Origin of the sequence: Agrobacterium sp. ICMP 6402 (genome assembly GCF_009498615.1) — a bacterium.
Lineage (GTDB): Bacteria > Pseudomonadota > Alphaproteobacteria > Rhizobiales > Rhizobiaceae > Agrobacterium > Agrobacterium burrii.
This window is the reverse complement of record NZ_QSNV01000001.1, coordinates 828,700-845,541: the sequence shown is the minus strand read 5'-3', so window position 1 is coordinate 845,541 and position 16,842 is coordinate 828,700. Positions and strand designations below refer to the sequence as shown.

Sequence of the window (16,842 nt, the reverse complement as noted above, 5' to 3'; positions counted from 1 at the left end):
TTAATGGCGGGCGGGCGGCATGTGGAAAACGCGTATCTGCGTGAACGGGCAGATGCGGCGGGCGGTTGCCGGCCCGGTGAAAACATCACTTATTTTTCTTTAATACGGCGCTTGCGCAGGGATTGCAGTCTCCCCCAACCCGGCAGCGGTTTCAGCCGTAGACGCCGCGCACCAGCCTTTTGACGGCCGTGGTGATCTTCTCCCAGTCCCGCTCGGATTTCAGCGGTACACCGGCGAACTGGCCACTGGTGGCAGCGGAAATGACGAGGTGCTGGATGGCGGCGAACAGCACGGCATTGACTGCGGCGGTATCCACCTTCGGAGCCGCGAGCGAACCACGCATGCGCTCCAGCCACTTGCCCAGCGACTTGGCGCGGGCCTCGGCCAGCTGACGGACCTGTGGCGAGCCATCCGAGACTTCCCAGGCGATGATCTTGCAGACGAGAGGATCGCTGCGTAGCGCATCCATGAAATAAAGCGCCAGCTTTTCCATGAGATCGCCATAGGTCAGAAGGAACATACCGCCGGTGTCTTCGGGAATGCGATCCTTCACCCAGGAGCCGAGATCCTCGCCAATTGCCTCGATCAAACCGTCAAGGCCGCCGAAATAACGATAGATCAGCTGCTTGTCGCAACCGGCGCGGCGGGCAACCGCATTGATACCGAAGCCCTGAAAGCCTTCTTCGGCAAGCAGCGACCGCGCCGCCTCAAAAATCGCTTTCTCGGTCTGAGCGCGATCCTTGATACGTTTTTCCGGTCTGTCGGCTGAAATCGCCTCTGCACTCGCCAGCATGATTCCCTACCCGTGTTCTAAAAGGCCTGACCACAGGGGTTAACAAAGCATGAAGGGAAGAACAATGTGGCTGAGCGGATGGGGAGAAGGTTCCTGTGGACGAATAGGCATCGAGCCCCACATCCACGGCTTTAAGTTTTCTGTATTTTCTGTATTATTCAGAATGATACAGATTTTGAGGGTTTCTCATGAAAAGAAAATCTATTTCCACCGCCGAGTTTATGCGGCATTTCGGTCGGTATCATGACGAAGCGCAGAAATCGCCCATCACCCTGACGAAGCATGGGCGTCCTTCGGTCGTCGTCGTGCCGGTCGAACTCTTCGAGAAAATGCTGGGAAGCGACGATCCGCGCCAGTCTTATGCGGCCGGTGAAATGCCTGATGAAATGGCAACCATGTTCGAGACCCAACTGGAGAAAGATTCCAACGAATATCGGAAGTCTCGCGATGAGCAGGACCGATAATGTCCAAATTCAAACGGGGCGATATCGTTTCCTATCCGTATTTGTGGAGATGGCAGTTTTCCGCTGATCCACAGCGCGACCATGGAGAAAAGGACCGCCCCGTTTGCATAATCCTGTCGGTTACGGACGCTCAGGGACTATCACATGTACTGCTGCTGCCGATTTCATCGAAACCGCCGCTCGATAGCCAGCAACAAGCCATCGAAATACCCAAACTGGAACTCCGACGGGCAAAACTTACAAACTATGACGGAGGCTGGATCACCGTTAGCGAATGCAATTACGACGTAATCGAACGTTCATATCATTTCAATGCTACGCAATCTCCAATCGGGCGTTTCAGCGACACATTTCTCGAAGAGATTCGCACCGCATTTGCACCGTTTCTGGCAGCAGGTGCAGCGAGGGTCATCAGAACCTGAATCACTCCAACGCCATGCCGAACCACACACTGCCGGGCGTTTCGTGGCTCTCCAGGCGTTTGAAGCCGCGGGTTTCCCAAAAGCGCATACCGGCATGGTTGCGTTCGCTGGCGCCGAGATGGATGCCGTAGACGTTGTTCTGTCTTGCCATATCCAGCCAGCGCGACAGAAGCCGGGTGCCGCCGCCCTTGCCCTGCGTGCGCGGCAGAAGGTTCATGTGGATATGGGCCGGGAACGGATCCGTAAGCCACTCTGGCGTGCGCCGCGGATGGTGGATGAAATGGGCGCGGCGCTGGTCGGCGTCCCATGTCTGCTGGTCGCCGCCGGGGTCGGGGTAAAGGGCGCGCAGATGCGGCCACCATTCCTGCTCCAGCCGCTCTTCATGCAAGGCCGTATCGAGCGCGCCGGCGATATAACCGCAGACCCCCTCCTCGTCCTCGGCCACGAAAACGGCATCTGGCCACAGATGCAGATATGGCACGGAATAGATATGCCCGACCATGCGGCCATCGTTGTAAAGCGGAGTTGCATCCTGCCCGGCATCGCCGGTGGCAAGACTTATGGCGTAGAGCGCGTCTTCATCCTCGGTTCGGGCGGAACGGAAGGTCAGCATTGGCAGCCGCCTTCCCTTGCCGCGCGTCGACACGCGAAAGTGTCACGACAGATCAGAACACGCCTAACGCCATTGCTGTTTTTCAAATCCGAGACCCCTCCCGCCGGGACTGCTAAATCTTCATCCGTATGCGTCGGTCAGGACGCAGGCGGATAAAGGAGATCGATTATATAGTTCGGATCGAAGCGGGAATCGAGCATGCCGTAAGTGTGCCGCCAGCCACCCGCAAGACGGGTTTCGAGGAAGGCATCGGCGATCTTGCCGGCGCCAAGCCGGCAAAGCTCGGCGGCAGCGGCTGCAAGTGCGAATTGCTCCACCAGCAGACGGGCCGCCCCTTCGTCGCGCTCGGCAAGCGCGATGGCTGCGCGCAGCACATCGGTGGTCTTCTTGCCGGCAGGCCCGAGGTCGCGTTCCAGCGTCTGGAAGACAAGATCGAACAGGTCCTTGCCGCGCTGTAGAACCCGCAGCACATCCAGCGCCATGACGTTGCCGGAGCCTTCCCAGATGGCGTTAACAGGCGCTTCACGATAGTGGCGGGCAATCGGCCGCTCTTCCACGTAACCGTTGCCGCCGAGGCACTCCATGGCCTCATAGATGAGGGCCGGCGCAATCTTGCAGCACCAGTATTTCACGATCGGCGTCATCACCCGCGCATAAGCGGCCTCGGCCGGGTTGTTGCGGGCGGCATCAAAAGCCGACGCCAGCCGGAAGGAAAGTGCTGTCGCGGCAGCCACATCCAGCGCCATGTCGGCGAGAACACGGGTCATGATCGGCTGGCTGACCAGCATCTTGCCGAAAACCGAGCGTCCTCTAGCAAAATGCACGGCTTCGGCAAGCGAGGCGCGCATCATGCCGGCGGAGGCCAGCGCGCAATCGAGCCGCGTCAGCGTCACCATGTCGAGGATGGTGCGCACGCCGCTGCCCGGATCGCCGAGCAGATAACCGAAGGCATCGGTGAATTCGACTTCGGCCGACGCATTGGAGCGGTTGCCGAGCTTGTCCTTCAGCCGCTGGAAGTGCAAGCCGTTCTTCGAACCGTCTTCCAGATAACGCGGCACGAGGAAGCAACCCATGCCGTCGCCCATCTGGGCCAGCATGACGAAACCGTCACTCATCGGCGCGGAGAGGAACCACTTGTGGCCGGACAGGCGGTAGATGCCCTCGCCCACCCGCTCGGCCGTCGTGCGGTTGGCGCGAACATCCGTGCCGCCCTGCTTTTCCGTCATGCCCATGCCGACGGTGACAGCAGTTTTCTGCAGGGCCGGTTTCTGCGCGGAATCATATTTGCGCGACAGGATTTTCGGCATCCACTCCTTCTGCACCCGCGGCGAAGTCATGATGGCGGCGACGGAAGCGCTGGTCATGGTCAGTGGGCAGAGGTGCCCTGCTTCGAGCTGAGATGTCAGGTAGAATTTCGTAGCGCGGGCCTTGTGTTCGTTGCCGCGCGTATCGGAAGAGTTTTCCCAGACGCTTGAATGCAGGCCTGATGACATGGAACGGCGCATCAGCGCGTGCCAGGCGGGATGGAACTCCACCTGGTCGAGACGTTCGCCTCGCGGGCCGTGGGTGTGCAACTGCGGCACCCCCTGATTGGCCATGCGCGCCAGTTCCTGCGCCTCATGCGAGGTAACGTAGCGGCCGAGCTGATCGAACTCGTCCCTCAGGTTACGCGACAGGCCAGAGGTAAGATCGACGATCAGCGGATCGGAACGATAGGCATTGATGCCGGACCAGAGGCTTGGCTGGTTCAGTTCGGCGAGCGATTCTTCTGTCCGGGAATTCTGGGTCATCCACTGCTTCTAGCTGTTTTGTACTGGAATTGCATAGTGGGGTGATATTGCATAATTTTGCCCACAGGAAGCGATTGAGACGATTAAGTCCCCGGTTTCAGCATTTTTCGGGACCACCTGAAGATGCCGAACATGTTTCCAGCAAGACCGAGCGACATCACCAGGAGAGGACACCATGGAGGAGCCCGTCGTAAGAAAGCTCTTCGAGCGATATGAGCGCTGTTTCAACACGTCTCTCAACGGCGAAATGGACATGGAAGAGGTCGCGTCCCTGTACGCCTCCGATTTCATAGCGGCTTCGCCTGCCGGCCTGATGACCGGAAAGAACGACGATCAGCTCAGGCAAGTGATGGCGCAGGGTTATGAGCGGTATCGCGCCATGGGCACAAAGGAAATGCGGATACGCGATGTCTGTCTCTCGCCCATCGATGAACATCATTGCATGGCGCATGTGGCATGGACGGCGACCTATGCCCGCCAAAACCAATCGGACATCGGGATCGATTTTGATGTTCATTACTTTGTCCAGACGCTGGACGGCGAGCCGAAAGTTTTCGGCTGGGTTTCCGGCGACGAGCAGGCGCTTTTGAGGAAGCACGGCATCGCCTGATATTCGCTTGCGACAGGAGCAAGGTTTGCCCACCAGACAGTCTCTCTGTTATCGAGGTTGGGGAAACATCGCCATGTTTTCATTTCAAGGGTTTGTGACGCTTGCCCCTGCGGCGAGCAGTCTCTATAGAGCGCAGGACCGAATTCCGCGGCGCTCCTGAGGCGTGTTTACGGCGAATGGCAGCGCACGGATCAGCATTCGGGCGTTCCAGGCATTTTCACGGGAAAATGCGACGCCCATCAGGAGGCAAACCGCATGGTCTTCTTCCCCCATCGCCATCTCCTCGGCATCAAGGGGCTTTCCCATCAGGATATAACCCTGCTTCTCGACAAGGCCGACGAGGCGGTGAAAATCAGCCGCCAGCGCGAGAAAAAGACCTCGACGCTCCGGGGCCTGACGCAGATAAACCTGTTCTTCGAAGCCTCGACGCGCACGCAATCCTCCTTCGAGCTGGCCGGAAAGCGCCTTGGCGCAGACGTGATGAACATGTCGGTCGGCAATTCCTCGGTGAAGAAGGGTGAAACGCTGATCGACACGGCGATGACGCTGAACGCCATGCGCCCGGACGTACTGGTGGTGCGCCATTCTTCCGCAGGGGCAGCCGCCCTTCTCGCGCAAAAAGTCGCCTGCTCCGTGGTCAATGCCGGCGACGGCCAGCATGAGCACCCGACACAGGCGCTGCTCGATGCGCTGACCATCCGCCGCGCCAAGGGCGAACTATCAGGCATCACGGTGGCGATCTGCGGCGACGTGCTGCATTCGCGCGTGGCCCGTTCCAACATCATCCTGCTCAACCAGATGGGCGCGCGCGTTCGTGTCGTCGCCCCCGCCACGCTTCTGCCCTCCGGCATTCGCGACATGAGCGTGGAAGTCTTCCACGACATGAAGGAAGGGCTGAAGAATGCCGATGTGGTGATGATGCTGCGCCTGCAGCGCGAGCGCATGTCCGGCTCCTTCGTGCCTTCGGTGCGCGAATATTTCCACTATTACGGCCTCGATGCGGAAAAGCTGAAGGCGGCGAAGGAAGATGCGCTGGTCATGCATCCCGGCCCGATGAACCGCGGCGTGGAAATCGCCTCCGAAGTGGCCGACGGTCCGCAGAGCGTGATCGAAAGCCAGGTGGAAATGGGGGTTGCCGTGCGCATGGCTGTGATGGAAACCCTGCTTGTCTCGCAAAATCAGGGTGAGCGCGTATGAGTGCCGTGACCGTTCTAAAAAACCTCCGCATCGTCGATCCCTCCCGCGATCTCGACGAGACCGGCAGCGTGATCATCGGTGCGGACGGCACCATTCTGGCGGCGGGCAAAGACGCCCACAATCAGGGCGCGCCGGAAGGCGCGACGGTGCGTGACTGCAAGGGGCTGCTGGCTGTTCCCGGTCTGGTGGATGCCCGTGTCTTCGTCGGCGAGCCAGGTGGCGAGCATCGCGAAACCATCGAATCCGCCTCACGCGCGGCAGCGGCTGGCGGTGTGACCAGCATCATCGTCATGCCGGATACCGACCCTGTTATCGATGACATCGCGCTGGTCGAATATGTGAAGAAGACGGCGCGCGACAAGGCGCTCGTCAATGTCCACCCGGCAGCGGCCCTGACCAAGGGCCTCAACGGCGAAGAAATGACAGAGTTTGGCATGTTGAAGGAAGCCGGCGCGGTGGCCTTCACCAATGGCCGCAAGGCGCTTTCCGACACGCTGGTCCTGCGCCGCGCCATGACCTATGCGCGCGAACTGGGTGCTGTCATCGCGCTTGAGACCCGCGACAAATATATCGGCGGTGGTGACATGAACGAGGGGCTTTTTGCCAGCTGGCTCGGGCTGTCAGGCGTTCCGAAGGAAGCCGAGATCATTCCGCTGGAGCGTGACCTGCGCATTGCCGGCCTGACGCAGGCGATCTATCATGCCGCCAAGATTTCCGTACCTGAATCGGCCGAGGCGATCCGCCTTGCCCGGCAGCGGGGCGTCAAGGCCACCTGCGGCATCTCGATCAACCATCTGACGCTCAACGAGAACGATATCGGCGAATACCGCACCTTCTTCAAACTTTCCCCACCGCTGCGCGCCGAAGACGACCGCAAGGCCATGGTGGAAGCGCTGAAGGACGGCACGATCGATATTATTGTCTCCTCGCACGACCCGCAGGATGTGGACACCAAGCGCCTGCCGTTTTCGGATGCGGCCAGCGGCGCGGTGGGTCTGGAAACCATGCTGGCGGCAGCACTTCGCCTCCACCACAGCGGCGAGGTTCCGCTGATGCGCCTCATCGATGCGCTTTCCACCCGCCCGGCGAAGATTTTCGGTCTCGACGCCGGAACGCTTAAAGTCGGTGCAAAAGCCGATATCACCCTGATCGATCTCGACGAACCATGGCTGGTGGCCCGCGATCAGCTGGTGTCGAAATCCAAGAATACGCCGTTCGAAGACGCCCGTTTCAGCGGCCGCGCTGTCGCCACTTATGTGGCTGGCAAAGCCGTTCATTCCTTGGCATAAGATCAGCAACAGAGATCACGCTGACGGCGCGACAGAGGGGATGTTTGAATGAGTGCTTTGACTGACTGGCAGACGGCGCCTGCCCTTCTCGCGCTTTCTGCGCTGATCGGCTATCTGTTCGGTTCCATCCCCTTCGGCCTCATCCTCACCCGCATGGCGGGGCTGGGCGACGTGCGCAAGATCGGTTCGGGCAATATCGGCGCGACCAATGTGCTGCGCACCGGCAACAAGAAGCTCGCCGCAGCCACCCTGCTGCTTGACGCGCTGAAGGGCACGGCGGCGGTGCTGGTTGCCAATGCGCTGTGGGGTTACGAAGCCTCGCTGGTGGCCGGGTTCTTCGCCTTTCTCGGCCATCTGTTTCCGGTGTGGCTCGGCTTCAAGGGCGGCAAGGGTGTCGCCGTCTATATCGGCGTGCTTCTTGGCGCAGCACCTCTGATGATGCTGGCCTTTGCGCTGATCTGGCTCGCGACCGCCTTCATCACCCGCTATTCATCGCTGTCGGCGCTTCTGGCCATGCTTGTCATTCCCGTGGCGCTATGGGTGCTCGGACCTGAAAAGACCGCGCTGGTCGTTACATTGCTGAGCGTAATTTCGTGGTGGAAGCACCGGGAGAATATTGCGCGGCTTCTGGCCGGCACCGAAAGCCGGATCGGGCAAAAGGGCTAAGGCCTATTCTAAGGATATGTCATGCCGCATGAGGAAACGACACGGCAGGGCATAGAGCTTTCCACGCGGCAACGGGTCGCGTGGCTGCGACTGATCCGCAGCGACAATATCGGCCCCGTCACGTTTCGCGAACTGATCAACCATTTCGGCAGTGCCGAAAAGGCGCTGGATGCCCTGCCCGAGCTTTCGAGACGCGGCGGCTCGCTGCGCAGTCCACGCATCGCCACGCAGGCACAGGCGGAAGACGAGATCGAAACGGCTGAAAAATTCGGCGCGCGTTTCGTCGGTATCGGCGAGCCGGACTATCCGCCCGCTTTGCGGCATCTGGACGGCGCGCCGCCGCTGATCGCCATGAAGGGCTCGGCGTCCACCGCAACAAGACCATCGGTCGGCATCGTCGGATCGCGCAACGCTTCCATCAACGGGGCGAAATTCGCCGCGATGCTGGCGCGCGATTGCGGTAGGGCCGGTTATGCGATTGCTTCGGGTCTGGCGCGGGGCATCGACGCGGCGGCACATCGGGCGAGCCTTGCAACCGGTACGGTGGCCATGCTGGCGGGCGGTCTCGACCGTCCCTACCCGCAGGAAAATTTCGGGCTGCTGGAAGACATCTATGATCAGGGCGGAGCAACTGTCAGCGAAATGCCCTTTGGCTGGGAACCGCGCGCCCGGGATTTTCCCCGCCGCAACCGGCTGATATCAGGCGTCTCGCTCGGCGTCGTCATCGTCGAGGCGGCAGAGCGTTCCGGTTCGCTGATTACGGCCCGGCTTGCCGGCGAAGCGGGGCGGCTGGTTTTCGCCGTTCCCGGCTCGCCGCTCGATGCGCGCTGCGAAGGCACCAACCGGCTGATCAAGGAAGGCGCGATGTTGACCACGGGCGCTGATGACATTCTCGACGCGCTGCGACCGCTGATGGAGCCGCAATTGCGCTATGACCGCAAGATCGAGGAACCGCGATCAGAAGAAGAAATGTCACCACCCGGAGATGATGAGCGCAGCATCATTGCCGCCGCCCTCGGCCCCTCGCCCGTCGAGACAGACGACATCATTCGCCACACGGGTTTTTCCGCCGCCACCGTTCATATGGTGCTTTTGGAACTCGATATTGCCGGGCGATTAAACCGGTACGCCGGGGGACGGGTTTCGCTCCTCGCGGATTGACAGCTTGCGCCGCCCGCTCTGGATATCGCCGACTTCCACATAGGCCATCTCGATCAGATAACACAGCATATCGGCACCCTCACGGTTGGCGACCTGCCGCAGCTCTGCCAGCATCTGGCGAATGTAAGCCAAGTTCTCTCTGGTCCCTTCATTATCGGCATTATTGTTTGTTGCGTTCGGGACCATATATTTATCCTGAGAATTTCGTCTGAAACGAAGAGCAATAAGTAGATTCAAATGATGTTGGTCATCATAACCAATTTACCAAAGATTGCAATACAACAATAGATTATCCATAGGTTGCATGAACCCTGAAGCGATAAAATCGGGCTTGCCTCTTGACCAGCGGACATTACCTGTCCATGTCGAATTATAAAGAAGCCTTGTTGCGGCGTTCCTCCGTGATCCGGCTATGTTAACGGACAAGTTCCCAGAGAAAAAAATATGAATGTCGTCGTCGTAGAATCTCCGGCCAAAGCCAAGACAATCAACAAGTATCTTGGTCCGGGCTACAAGGTTCTTGCATCCTTTGGCCACGTCCGGGATCTTCCCGCCAAGGACGGATCGGTGCTGCCCGACCAGGATTTCGAAATGTCCTGGGAGGTCGACGCCGCATCCGCCAAGCGGATGAAGGACATTGCCGATGCAGTAAAATCCTCCGACGGCCTGTTTCTCGCAACCGACCCGGATCGCGAAGGCGAAGCCATTTCCTGGCATGTGCTCGATCTCTTGAAGAAGAAGCGCGTTCTCGGCGACAAGCCGGTGAAGCGCGTGGTCTTCAACGCCATCACCAAAAAGGCGGTGCTGGACGCCATGGCCAACCCGCGCGACATCGACGTGCCGCTGGTCGACGCCTATCTCGCCCGCCGCGCACTGGATTATCTTGTCGGCTTCAATCTGTCGCCGGTTTTGTGGCGCAAGCTGCCCGGCGCCCGCTCCGCCGGGCGCGTGCAGTCTGTTTCGTTGCGGCTCGTCTGTGACCGCGAAGCCGAGATCGAGCGTTTCGTCTCCGAGGAATACTGGAACATCAGCGCGCTGTTGAAGACACCGCGTGGTGACGAGTTCGAGGCGAAGCTGGTTTCAGCCGATGGCAAGCGGCTGCAAAGCCGCGGGATCAAGACCGGCGAAGATGCAAACCGGCTGAAGACACTGCTTGAAGGCGCGACCTATGTCGTGGATACGGTCGAGGCAAAGCCGGTCAAACGTAATCCCGGCCCGCCCTTCACCACCTCGACGCTGCAGCAGGCGGCCTCCTCGCGCATGGGTTTTGGCGCATCGCGCACCATGCAGGTGGCGCAGAAGCTCTATGAAGGTATCGACATCGGCGGCGAAACCGTTGGTCTGATCACCTACATGCGTACCGACGGTGTGCAGATGGCCCCGGAAGCCATCGATGCTGCCCGCCAGGCCATCGGCGAGCAGTTCGGTGGCCGTTATGTCCCGGAAAAGGCGCGTTTCTATTCCACCAAGGCCAAGAACGCCCAGGAAGCGCACGAGGCCATCCGCCCGACCGATTTCAACCGCACGCCGGATCAGGTGAAGCGTTATCTCGATGCCGATCAGTTGCGTCTCTACGACCTGATCTGGAAGCGCGGCATCGCCAGCCAGATGGCGTCCGCCGAAATCGAGCGCACGACGGTCGAAATCCTCGCGGACAAGAACGGCGAGAAGGCCGGGCTTCGCGCCGTTGGCTCGGTGATCCGTTTTGACGGCTTCATCGCCGCCTATACCGACCAGAAGGAAGATGGCGAGCAGAGCGACGACGGTGACGACGAAGGCCGTCTGCCGCAGATCAATGCGCGCGAGAACCTCGCCAAGCAGAAGATTAACGCCAGCCAGCACTTCACCGAGCCGCCGCCGCGTTACTCGGAAGCCTCGCTCATCAAGAAGATGGAAGAACTCGGCATCGGCCGTCCTTCCACCTATGCAGCGACGCTGAAGACACTGAGCGACCGCGAATATATCGTCATCGACAAGCGCAAGCTCATTCCCCATTCACGCGGACGGCTGGTGACGGCTTTCCTCGAAAGCTTCTTTGCCAAATATGTCGAATACGACTTCACCGCCGATCTGGAAGAAAAGCTCGACCGCATTTCGGCGGGCGAACTGGACTGGAAGCAGGTGCTGCGCGATTTCTGGAAGGATTTTTTCGCGCAGATCGAAGATACCAAGGAATTGCGCGTCACCAACGTGCTGGATGCGCTGAACGAGGTTCTGGCCCCACTGGTGTTCCCCAAGCGGGAGGATGGTTCCGATCCGCGCATCTGCCAGGTTTGCGGCACCGGCAATCTTTCGCTGAAGCTCGGCAAATACGGCGCTTTCGTTGGTTGCTCCAACTATCCGGACTGCAACTTTACCCGCCAGCTCACCTCCGACGGTTCGGAGGCGGAAGCTGCGGCCTCGAACGAGCCGAAGGCGCTCGGCGCTGATCCGATGACCGGGGAAGAGCTGACATTGCGCTCTGGCCGTTTCGGACCCTATATCCAGCGCGGCGATGGCAAGGAAGCCAAACGTTCCTCGCTGCCCAAGGGCTGGAAGCCTGAGGACATCGACCACGAAAAGGCGCTGGCGCTGATCAACCTGCCGCGCGATATCGGCAAGCACCCGGAAACCGGCAAGATGATCTCCGCTGGTCTTGGTCGCTACGGACCTTTCCTGCTGCACGACGGTTCCTATGCCAACCTCGAAAGTATCGAAGACGTGTTCTCGATCGGCCTCAACCGCGCCGTCACCGTGATTGCCGAAAAGCAGAGCAAGGGACCGGGCCGCAGCGGCACGCCGGCGGCGTTGAAAGAGCTGGGCGACCACCCCGATGGCGGCGCGATCACCGTACGTGACGGGCGTTACGGCGCTTACGTCAACTGGGGCAAGGTCAACGCCACCATTCCGAAGGGGCAGGACCCGGTTTCGGTGACGCTGGACGAATCGCTGGTGCTCATCGCCGAACGCATCGCCAAGACCGGTACCGGCGGCAAACCCGCCAAGGCCAAGAAGCCTGCCGCTAAAAAAGCCGATGGTGATACCGCCGCAAAACCGAAGGCGACGAAAGCCAAGGCTGCGACCAAGAGCAAGGCGGCCGCCAAGCCGAAGGCAGCGGCCAAACCCAAGAAGGCAGAATCGTGAGCAAGACGCCGCGTCAGACACAGGGTTCCGCCGGCGACGGTTTCGGGCGCACCGGGCGCGGCAAGCGGGTGAGCGAAGGTGAAGGCATCATCCATGGCGAGGTGCCTTCCCGCGAAGTACTGCTGAAATTTATCGCCGACCATCCGCAACAGGCCTCCAAGCGCGAAATCGCCAAGGCCTTCGGGCTGAAGGGTGAAAACCGCATCGTTCTGAAAGCACTGCTGAAGGAACTCGAAGTCGATGGCATGGTGCACAAGAGCCGCAAGTCGCTGACGCGACCGGGCGGCCTGCCGCCCGTCACGGTTCTCGACATCACCACCCGCGACAAGGACGGCGAATTGATCGGCCGGCCGGCGGAATGGCCGGAAGATATGGGTGCTGCACCCGCCGTGCTCATCCGCCAGTCCTCGCAGGATCGCGGCAAGAAAGCCCCTGCCGCTGGTCTCGGCGACCGCATTCTGGCAAAGATTTTCCCTTCCAAGGAGAGCTTCGGCCCGGCCTATACCGCCCGTGTCGTCAAGCTCATCGACCGTCGCCAGAACGCGCTGCTCGGCGTGTTCAGGCCAACCGAAGGCGGCGGCGGACGGCTGATGCCGATTGACCGGCGCGGCGAGGAAATGGTCATCGACCCCGATGGCGTCGGCGATGCCAAGGACGGCGATCTGATCGAGGTGGAAACATCGCGCAATAGCGGTCGTTACGGCCTGACGCGCGCGAAGGTTCTCTCCGTCGTCGGCTCCGTTGCGTCGGAAAAGGCGATCTCGATGATCGCCATTTATGCGCATGGCATTCCGCATATCTTCCCGCCAAATGTTCTGGCTGAAGCCGATGCGGCCAAGGCCGCCACCATGTCGCACCGCGAGGACTGGCGCGACCTGCCGCTCATCACCATCGATCCGGCCGACGCCAAGGACCATGACGACGCGGTTTATGCCGAGCTGGACCCCTCGCCCGACAATCCTGATGGTGTCATCGTCACCGTCGCCATCGCCGATGTGTCCTGGTATGTGCGCTCGGCATCGCCGCTCGATCGCGAGGCGCAGAAGCGCGGCAACTCCGTCTATTTCCCTGATCGCGTTGTGCCGATGCTGCCGGAGCGCATCTCCAACGATCTCTGCTCGCTGAAGGAAGGCGTCGACCGCCCGGCACTTGCGGTGCGCATGACCTTTTCCAAGGAAGGCCGTAAGGCGGGCCACACGTTCCATCGCATCATGATGAAGAGCGCCGCCAAACTCTCCTACCAGCAGGCGCAGGCCGCCATTGACGGACACCCTGACGACAAGACCGGCACGCTGCTGGAGCCGATCCTCAAGCCGCTGTGGCACGCCTATGCGGTGATGAAGCGCGGCCGCGACCGCCGCCAGCCGCTGGAACTCGACATGCCGGAGCGCAAGATCCAGCTGCGGCCAGACGGCACGGTGGACAAGGTCGTCATTCCCGAACGCCTCGATGCGCATAAGCTGATCGAGGAAATGATGATCCAGGCCAATGTCGCCGCCGCCGAGACGCTGGAAAAGAAGAAGCAGCGGCTGGTCTACCGCGTCCACGATGCCCCGACGCTCTCCAAGCAGGAGGTGCTGCGCGAATTCCTCGGCACGATCGGCATATCCATGGCCAAGGGTGTGGCGATGCGCGCCAATTCCTTCAACGGCATTCTGGCCCGTGCCCTCGATACGCCGCACCAGATCATGGTCAACGAGATGGTGCTGCGCAGTCAGAGCCAGGCGATCTACAGCCCTGAGAATATAGGTCATTTCGGCCTCAATCTGATGAAATACGCGCATTTCACCTCGCCGATCCGCCGTTATGCCGATCTGATCGTGCATCGCGCGCTGGTGGGGTCGCTGGGGCTTGGCGAAGGCGGCATCACGCCGCAGGAAGAAGCGACGCTGGACGATATCGCCGCCGAAATCTCGACCTTCGAGCGGCGCGCCATGGCGGCCGAGCGCGACACCGTCAACCGGCTGATCGCGCATCATCTTTCCGAACGGGTGGGTGAAGAATTCGAGGGCCGCGTCGGCGGTGTCACCAAGGCGGGACTATTTGTCGCGCTTCCGCAGTTTGGCGCTGATGGCTTTGTTCCTATATCTACACTGGGAACCGACTATTTCTTCTATGACGAGGCGCATCAGGCTCTGACGGGAGAAAAGACCGGTCTCGGTTTTCAGCTTGGCGACTCGGTTCAGGTGCGACTTGCGGAAGCCGTACCTCTGGCGGGTGCGTTGCGTTTCGAAATGCTGAGCCCCGGGCGCAAGATGCCGGTCGGTTCGCGGTCGTTCCACAAGGCAGGCCGGCGGACATCGCGTCCCGGCGCCAAGCCGGGAACAAGGCCGCCCAGAGGGCGACGGTAACAACACCGCGAATAGGCGGTTGAAAGAACGGAAGAAGGACTTAGGGGATGAGTGCACATCAGGGCTCGGAAACAGTCACCTTCGGAGACACCAGCGCCGAGCGACCACTTGGCCGTTCGATCATGCGCGGCATGGCGAACCGCTGCCCCGCCTGTGGCGGCGGCCGCCTGTTTCGTGCTTTTCTGAAGCCGGTGGACAATTGTGCCGCCTGCGGCGCGGAAATGCACCACCACCGGTCCGATGACCTGCCGCCCTATATTTCCATCGTGATCATCGGCCATATCGCCGTTGGCGGTTTCATGATGACGGATATGGTGTTCTCCGTTCCCATGTGGGTGCATTTCGCCATCTGGGTGCCGATCACCATTCTGGCCGCGCTGTTGACGCTGCAGCCGATCAAGGGCGGCGTCATCGGCCTGCAATGGGCGCTGCGCATGCATGGCTTTGACGGAAAGCAGCCAAAAGTGCAGATAGACGGCTCCTCACACTGACGACGGGCGGCAACGTGCGCGTGACCGAACCCCGCAAGAGCGCCGAGGTTGCGAGCCCGACCCTGCGGCCACGGGATGCCGCTTCCATCATTTTATTCGACCGTTCCGGCCCGGCGATCCGCGTATTGATGGGCCAGCGCAGCTATGCCCACATCTTCATGCCCGGCGCCTACGTATTTCCCGGCGGCAAACGTGATCCACGCGACCACGCGCTGCCCTTTTCCGGCGATCTGCACCCCGCGGTCCTTAACCGCCTCACCGCCTCCGCGTCGCGCCGCCTGAGCGTTGCCGGTGCAAGGGCGCTGGCGCTTGCCGCTGCGCGCGAGCTTGTCGAGGAAACCGGGGTGGATATGGGGCTGGATGCTGATGGTCCGGACCTTTCCTGTTTCCGTTATGTGGCGCGCGCCATCACCCCGCCGGGCAATATCAGGCGTTACGACACGCGGTTCTTTTGCTGTTATGCCGACGAATTGCGGCTGGATACCCGGCTAATCCGGGATTCTGACGAGTTGCACGATGTGCAATGGCTTGACATGACAGACCTTTCTGGTCTGAACATGCCGAAAATCACACGCACGGTTCTCGAAGATGTCACAAAATTCATGATAGGTGATCCGTCACTGCCCTTTGAAAGCCCCGCGCGGCTCTATGTCACGCGCCACGGCCGGTTTATTCGAGACGTTGTATAAAGGCCGTCATGTCACAAATGAAATGCGAAGCGGATGCCATTCACTGGCCCTCACTGATCGCCGCGATTTCCGCCATCAGTGCGGTCGGTGTCGCCATCGGTCTTGGCCTGCCGCTCCTGTCGATCATCCTTGAGAAGCGCGGCATCTCGTCCACCATGATCGGGGTGAATTCGGCCATGGCCGGCGTCGCGGCGATGATGGCGGCCTCGGTGACCAGCAAGATAGCCCATGATTTCGGCGTGGCGCGAACCATGCTGCTGGCCGTGGTCATTTCAGCGCTGAGTGCGCTCTGTTTTTATTTCGCCGACGCCTTCTGGATGTGGTTTCCGTTGCGAATCGTTTTCCACGGCGCCACCACCACGCTGTTCATCCTGTCCGAATACTGGATAAACATGACCGCGCCGCCGAAAAAACGCGGCATGGTTCTCGGCATCTACGCCACTGGTCTCGCGGTGGGCTTCGCGGTCGGCCCGCTGTTGTTCTCCGTGGTCGGCAGCGAGGGCATTTTGCCCTTCCTCGTCGGGGCGGCGATCATTCTTCTGGCGGCGATTCCCATCTTCATGGCGCGTCGTGAAAGCCCGGAGCTGGACGAGCGGCCCAACCACCATTTCGTCCGTTATGTCTGGCTGGTGCCGATGGCGTCGGCGGCGGCTTTCGTCTTCGGCTCGGTGCAGGCCGGTGGCCTGTCGCTCTTTCCCATCTATGCCACGCGTGAAGGCTTCAACGAATCGCAGGCCGCGTTGCTGCTGACCGTGATGGGCATCGGCAACATGGTCTTCCAGATACCGATCGGCCTGTTATCGGACCGGATGAAGGATCGGCGCACCATGCTCGCGCTGATGGCCTTTGCGGGCGTTTGTGGCACGCTGGCGCTGCCTTTCCTTGTAGACAGCTGGATCCTCGTGGCGGCGCTCCTGCTGTTCTGGGGCGGCCTCGTCTCCGGCATGTATACCGTCGGCCTCACCCACCTCGGATCGCGCCTTAAAGGCGCTGATCTCGTCTCCGCCAATGCCGCCTTTATCTTCTGTTACGCCATGGGTACGATTGCGGGACCGCAGGCCGTGGGCATTTCCATGGATGTCGCGGGCACTGATGGTTTCGCCTGGGCGCTTGCCGTATTTTTCGGGCTTTACGTGGTCCTTTATGGCTTCCGTTTTGTTTTCCGGGCAAAACAGACTTGACT

16 protein-coding genes are annotated in these 16,842 nt (G+C 60.5%); 12 read left to right on the top strand and 4 right to left on the bottom strand.

All coding sequences use genetic code 11. The annotated features are described in order from the left end of the window. Positions 1-151 precede the first annotated feature (151 nt). Positions 152-793 (bottom strand): TetR/AcrR family transcriptional regulator, encoded by a 642-nt coding sequence (locus DXT96_RS04255; protein WP_153513603.1) that lies wholly within the window; start codon positions 791-793, stop codon positions 152-154. A gap of 188 nt (positions 794-981) precedes the next feature. Between DXT96_RS04255 and DXT96_RS04250 the strand changes: the two genes are divergently transcribed. Both DXT96_RS04250 and DXT96_RS04245 read left to right on the top strand, forming a co-directional pair. Further along, positions 982-1,257 (top strand): type II toxin-antitoxin system prevent-host-death family antitoxin, encoded by a 276-nt coding sequence (locus DXT96_RS04250; protein WP_153513602.1) that lies wholly within the window; start codon positions 982-984, stop codon positions 1,255-1,257. Next, positions 1,257-1,679: a type II toxin-antitoxin system PemK/MazF family toxin gene (locus DXT96_RS04245; RefSeq protein WP_153513601.1), complete on the top strand. Its 423-nt coding sequence runs from the start codon at positions 1,257-1,259 to the stop codon at positions 1,677-1,679. Before DXT96_RS04250 ends, DXT96_RS04245 begins: the two co-directional genes overlap by 1 nt. Position 1,680: 1 nt before the next feature. Here the strand turns inward: DXT96_RS04245 and DXT96_RS04240 are convergent, their stop codons facing one another. Both DXT96_RS04240 and DXT96_RS04235 read right to left on the bottom strand, forming a co-directional pair. Next, positions 1,681-2,292 (bottom strand): GNAT family N-acetyltransferase, encoded by a 612-nt coding sequence (locus tag DXT96_RS04240; protein ID WP_149897728.1) that lies wholly within the window; start codon positions 2,290-2,292, stop codon positions 1,681-1,683. 137 nt (positions 2,293-2,429) lie between these two features. After that, entirely contained in the window at positions 2,430-4,082 is a 1,653-nt protein-coding gene (locus DXT96_RS04235) for an acyl-CoA dehydrogenase family protein (RefSeq protein WP_149897729.1), read from the bottom strand. 175 nt (positions 4,083-4,257) lie between these two features. Between DXT96_RS04235 and DXT96_RS04230 the strand changes: the two genes are divergently transcribed. The 5 genes from DXT96_RS04230 (at position 4,258) to dprA (ending at position 9,005) form a co-directional block, all read left to right on the top strand. Then, positions 4,258-4,692 (top strand): nuclear transport factor 2 family protein, encoded by a 435-nt coding sequence (locus DXT96_RS04230; RefSeq protein ID WP_153513600.1) that lies wholly within the window; start codon positions 4,258-4,260, stop codon positions 4,690-4,692. A 255-nt stretch (positions 4,693-4,947) separates the two neighbouring features. After that, positions 4,948-5,889, top strand: coding sequence for an aspartate carbamoyltransferase catalytic subunit (locus DXT96_RS04225; RefSeq protein ID WP_003502441.1), 942 nt, complete (start codon positions 4,948-4,950; stop codon positions 5,887-5,889). Continuing rightward, the gene (locus DXT96_RS04220) at positions 5,886-7,178 is read left to right on the top strand and encodes a dihydroorotase (protein WP_153513599.1); all 1,293 of its coding nucleotides are present in this window, start codon (positions 5,886-5,888) and stop codon (positions 7,176-7,178) included. The genes DXT96_RS04225 and DXT96_RS04220 overlap by 4 nt, the downstream gene beginning before the upstream one ends. Before the next feature lie 48 nt (positions 7,179-7,226). Further along, complete coding sequence (plsY, locus tag DXT96_RS04215) at positions 7,227-7,844, top strand: glycerol-3-phosphate 1-O-acyltransferase PlsY (protein WP_174372691.1); 618 nt, start codon at positions 7,227-7,229, stop codon at positions 7,842-7,844. Positions 7,845-7,865: 21 nt separating this feature from the next. Next, entirely contained in the window at positions 7,866-9,005 is a 1,140-nt protein-coding gene (gene dprA, locus DXT96_RS04210) for a DNA-processing protein DprA (protein ID WP_153513598.1), read from the top strand. On the opposite strand, the gene DXT96_RS04205 is transcribed toward dprA, so the two are convergent. Continuing rightward, entirely contained in the window at positions 8,961-9,191 is a 231-nt protein-coding gene (locus tag DXT96_RS04205) for a hypothetical protein (RefSeq protein ID WP_149897733.1), read from the bottom strand. The genes dprA and DXT96_RS04205 overlap by 45 nt on opposite strands. Positions 9,192-9,449: 258 nt before the next feature. Here DXT96_RS04205 and topA point away from each other — a divergent pair, with 258 nt between their 5' ends. The 5 genes from topA (at position 9,450) to DXT96_RS04180 (ending at position 16,840) form a co-directional block, all read left to right on the top strand. Continuing rightward, complete coding sequence (gene topA / locus DXT96_RS04200) at positions 9,450-12,128, top strand: type I DNA topoisomerase (RefSeq protein ID WP_153513597.1); 2,679 nt, start codon at positions 9,450-9,452, stop codon at positions 12,126-12,128. Then, positions 12,125-14,479 (top strand): ribonuclease R, encoded by a 2,355-nt coding sequence (gene rnr, locus DXT96_RS04195; protein WP_371418786.1) that lies wholly within the window; start codon positions 12,125-12,127, stop codon positions 14,477-14,479. Before topA ends, rnr begins: the two co-directional genes overlap by 4 nt. 47 nt (positions 14,480-14,526) lie before the next feature. Next, positions 14,527-14,970 (top strand): DUF983 domain-containing protein, encoded by a 444-nt coding sequence (locus DXT96_RS04190; protein ID WP_153513596.1) that lies wholly within the window; start codon positions 14,527-14,529, stop codon positions 14,968-14,970. A 62-nt stretch (positions 14,971-15,032) separates the two neighbouring features. Next, positions 15,033-15,659, top strand: a complete 627-nt coding sequence (locus tag DXT96_RS04185; RefSeq protein ID WP_153514182.1) for an NUDIX domain-containing protein — start codon at positions 15,033-15,035, stop codon at positions 15,657-15,659. Between the two features lie 17 nt (positions 15,660-15,676). Then, positions 15,677-16,840 (top strand): MFS transporter, encoded by a 1,164-nt coding sequence (locus DXT96_RS04180; RefSeq protein ID WP_174373115.1) that lies wholly within the window; start codon positions 15,677-15,679, stop codon positions 16,838-16,840. The last annotated feature ends 2 nt before the right edge of the window (positions 16,841-16,842 follow it).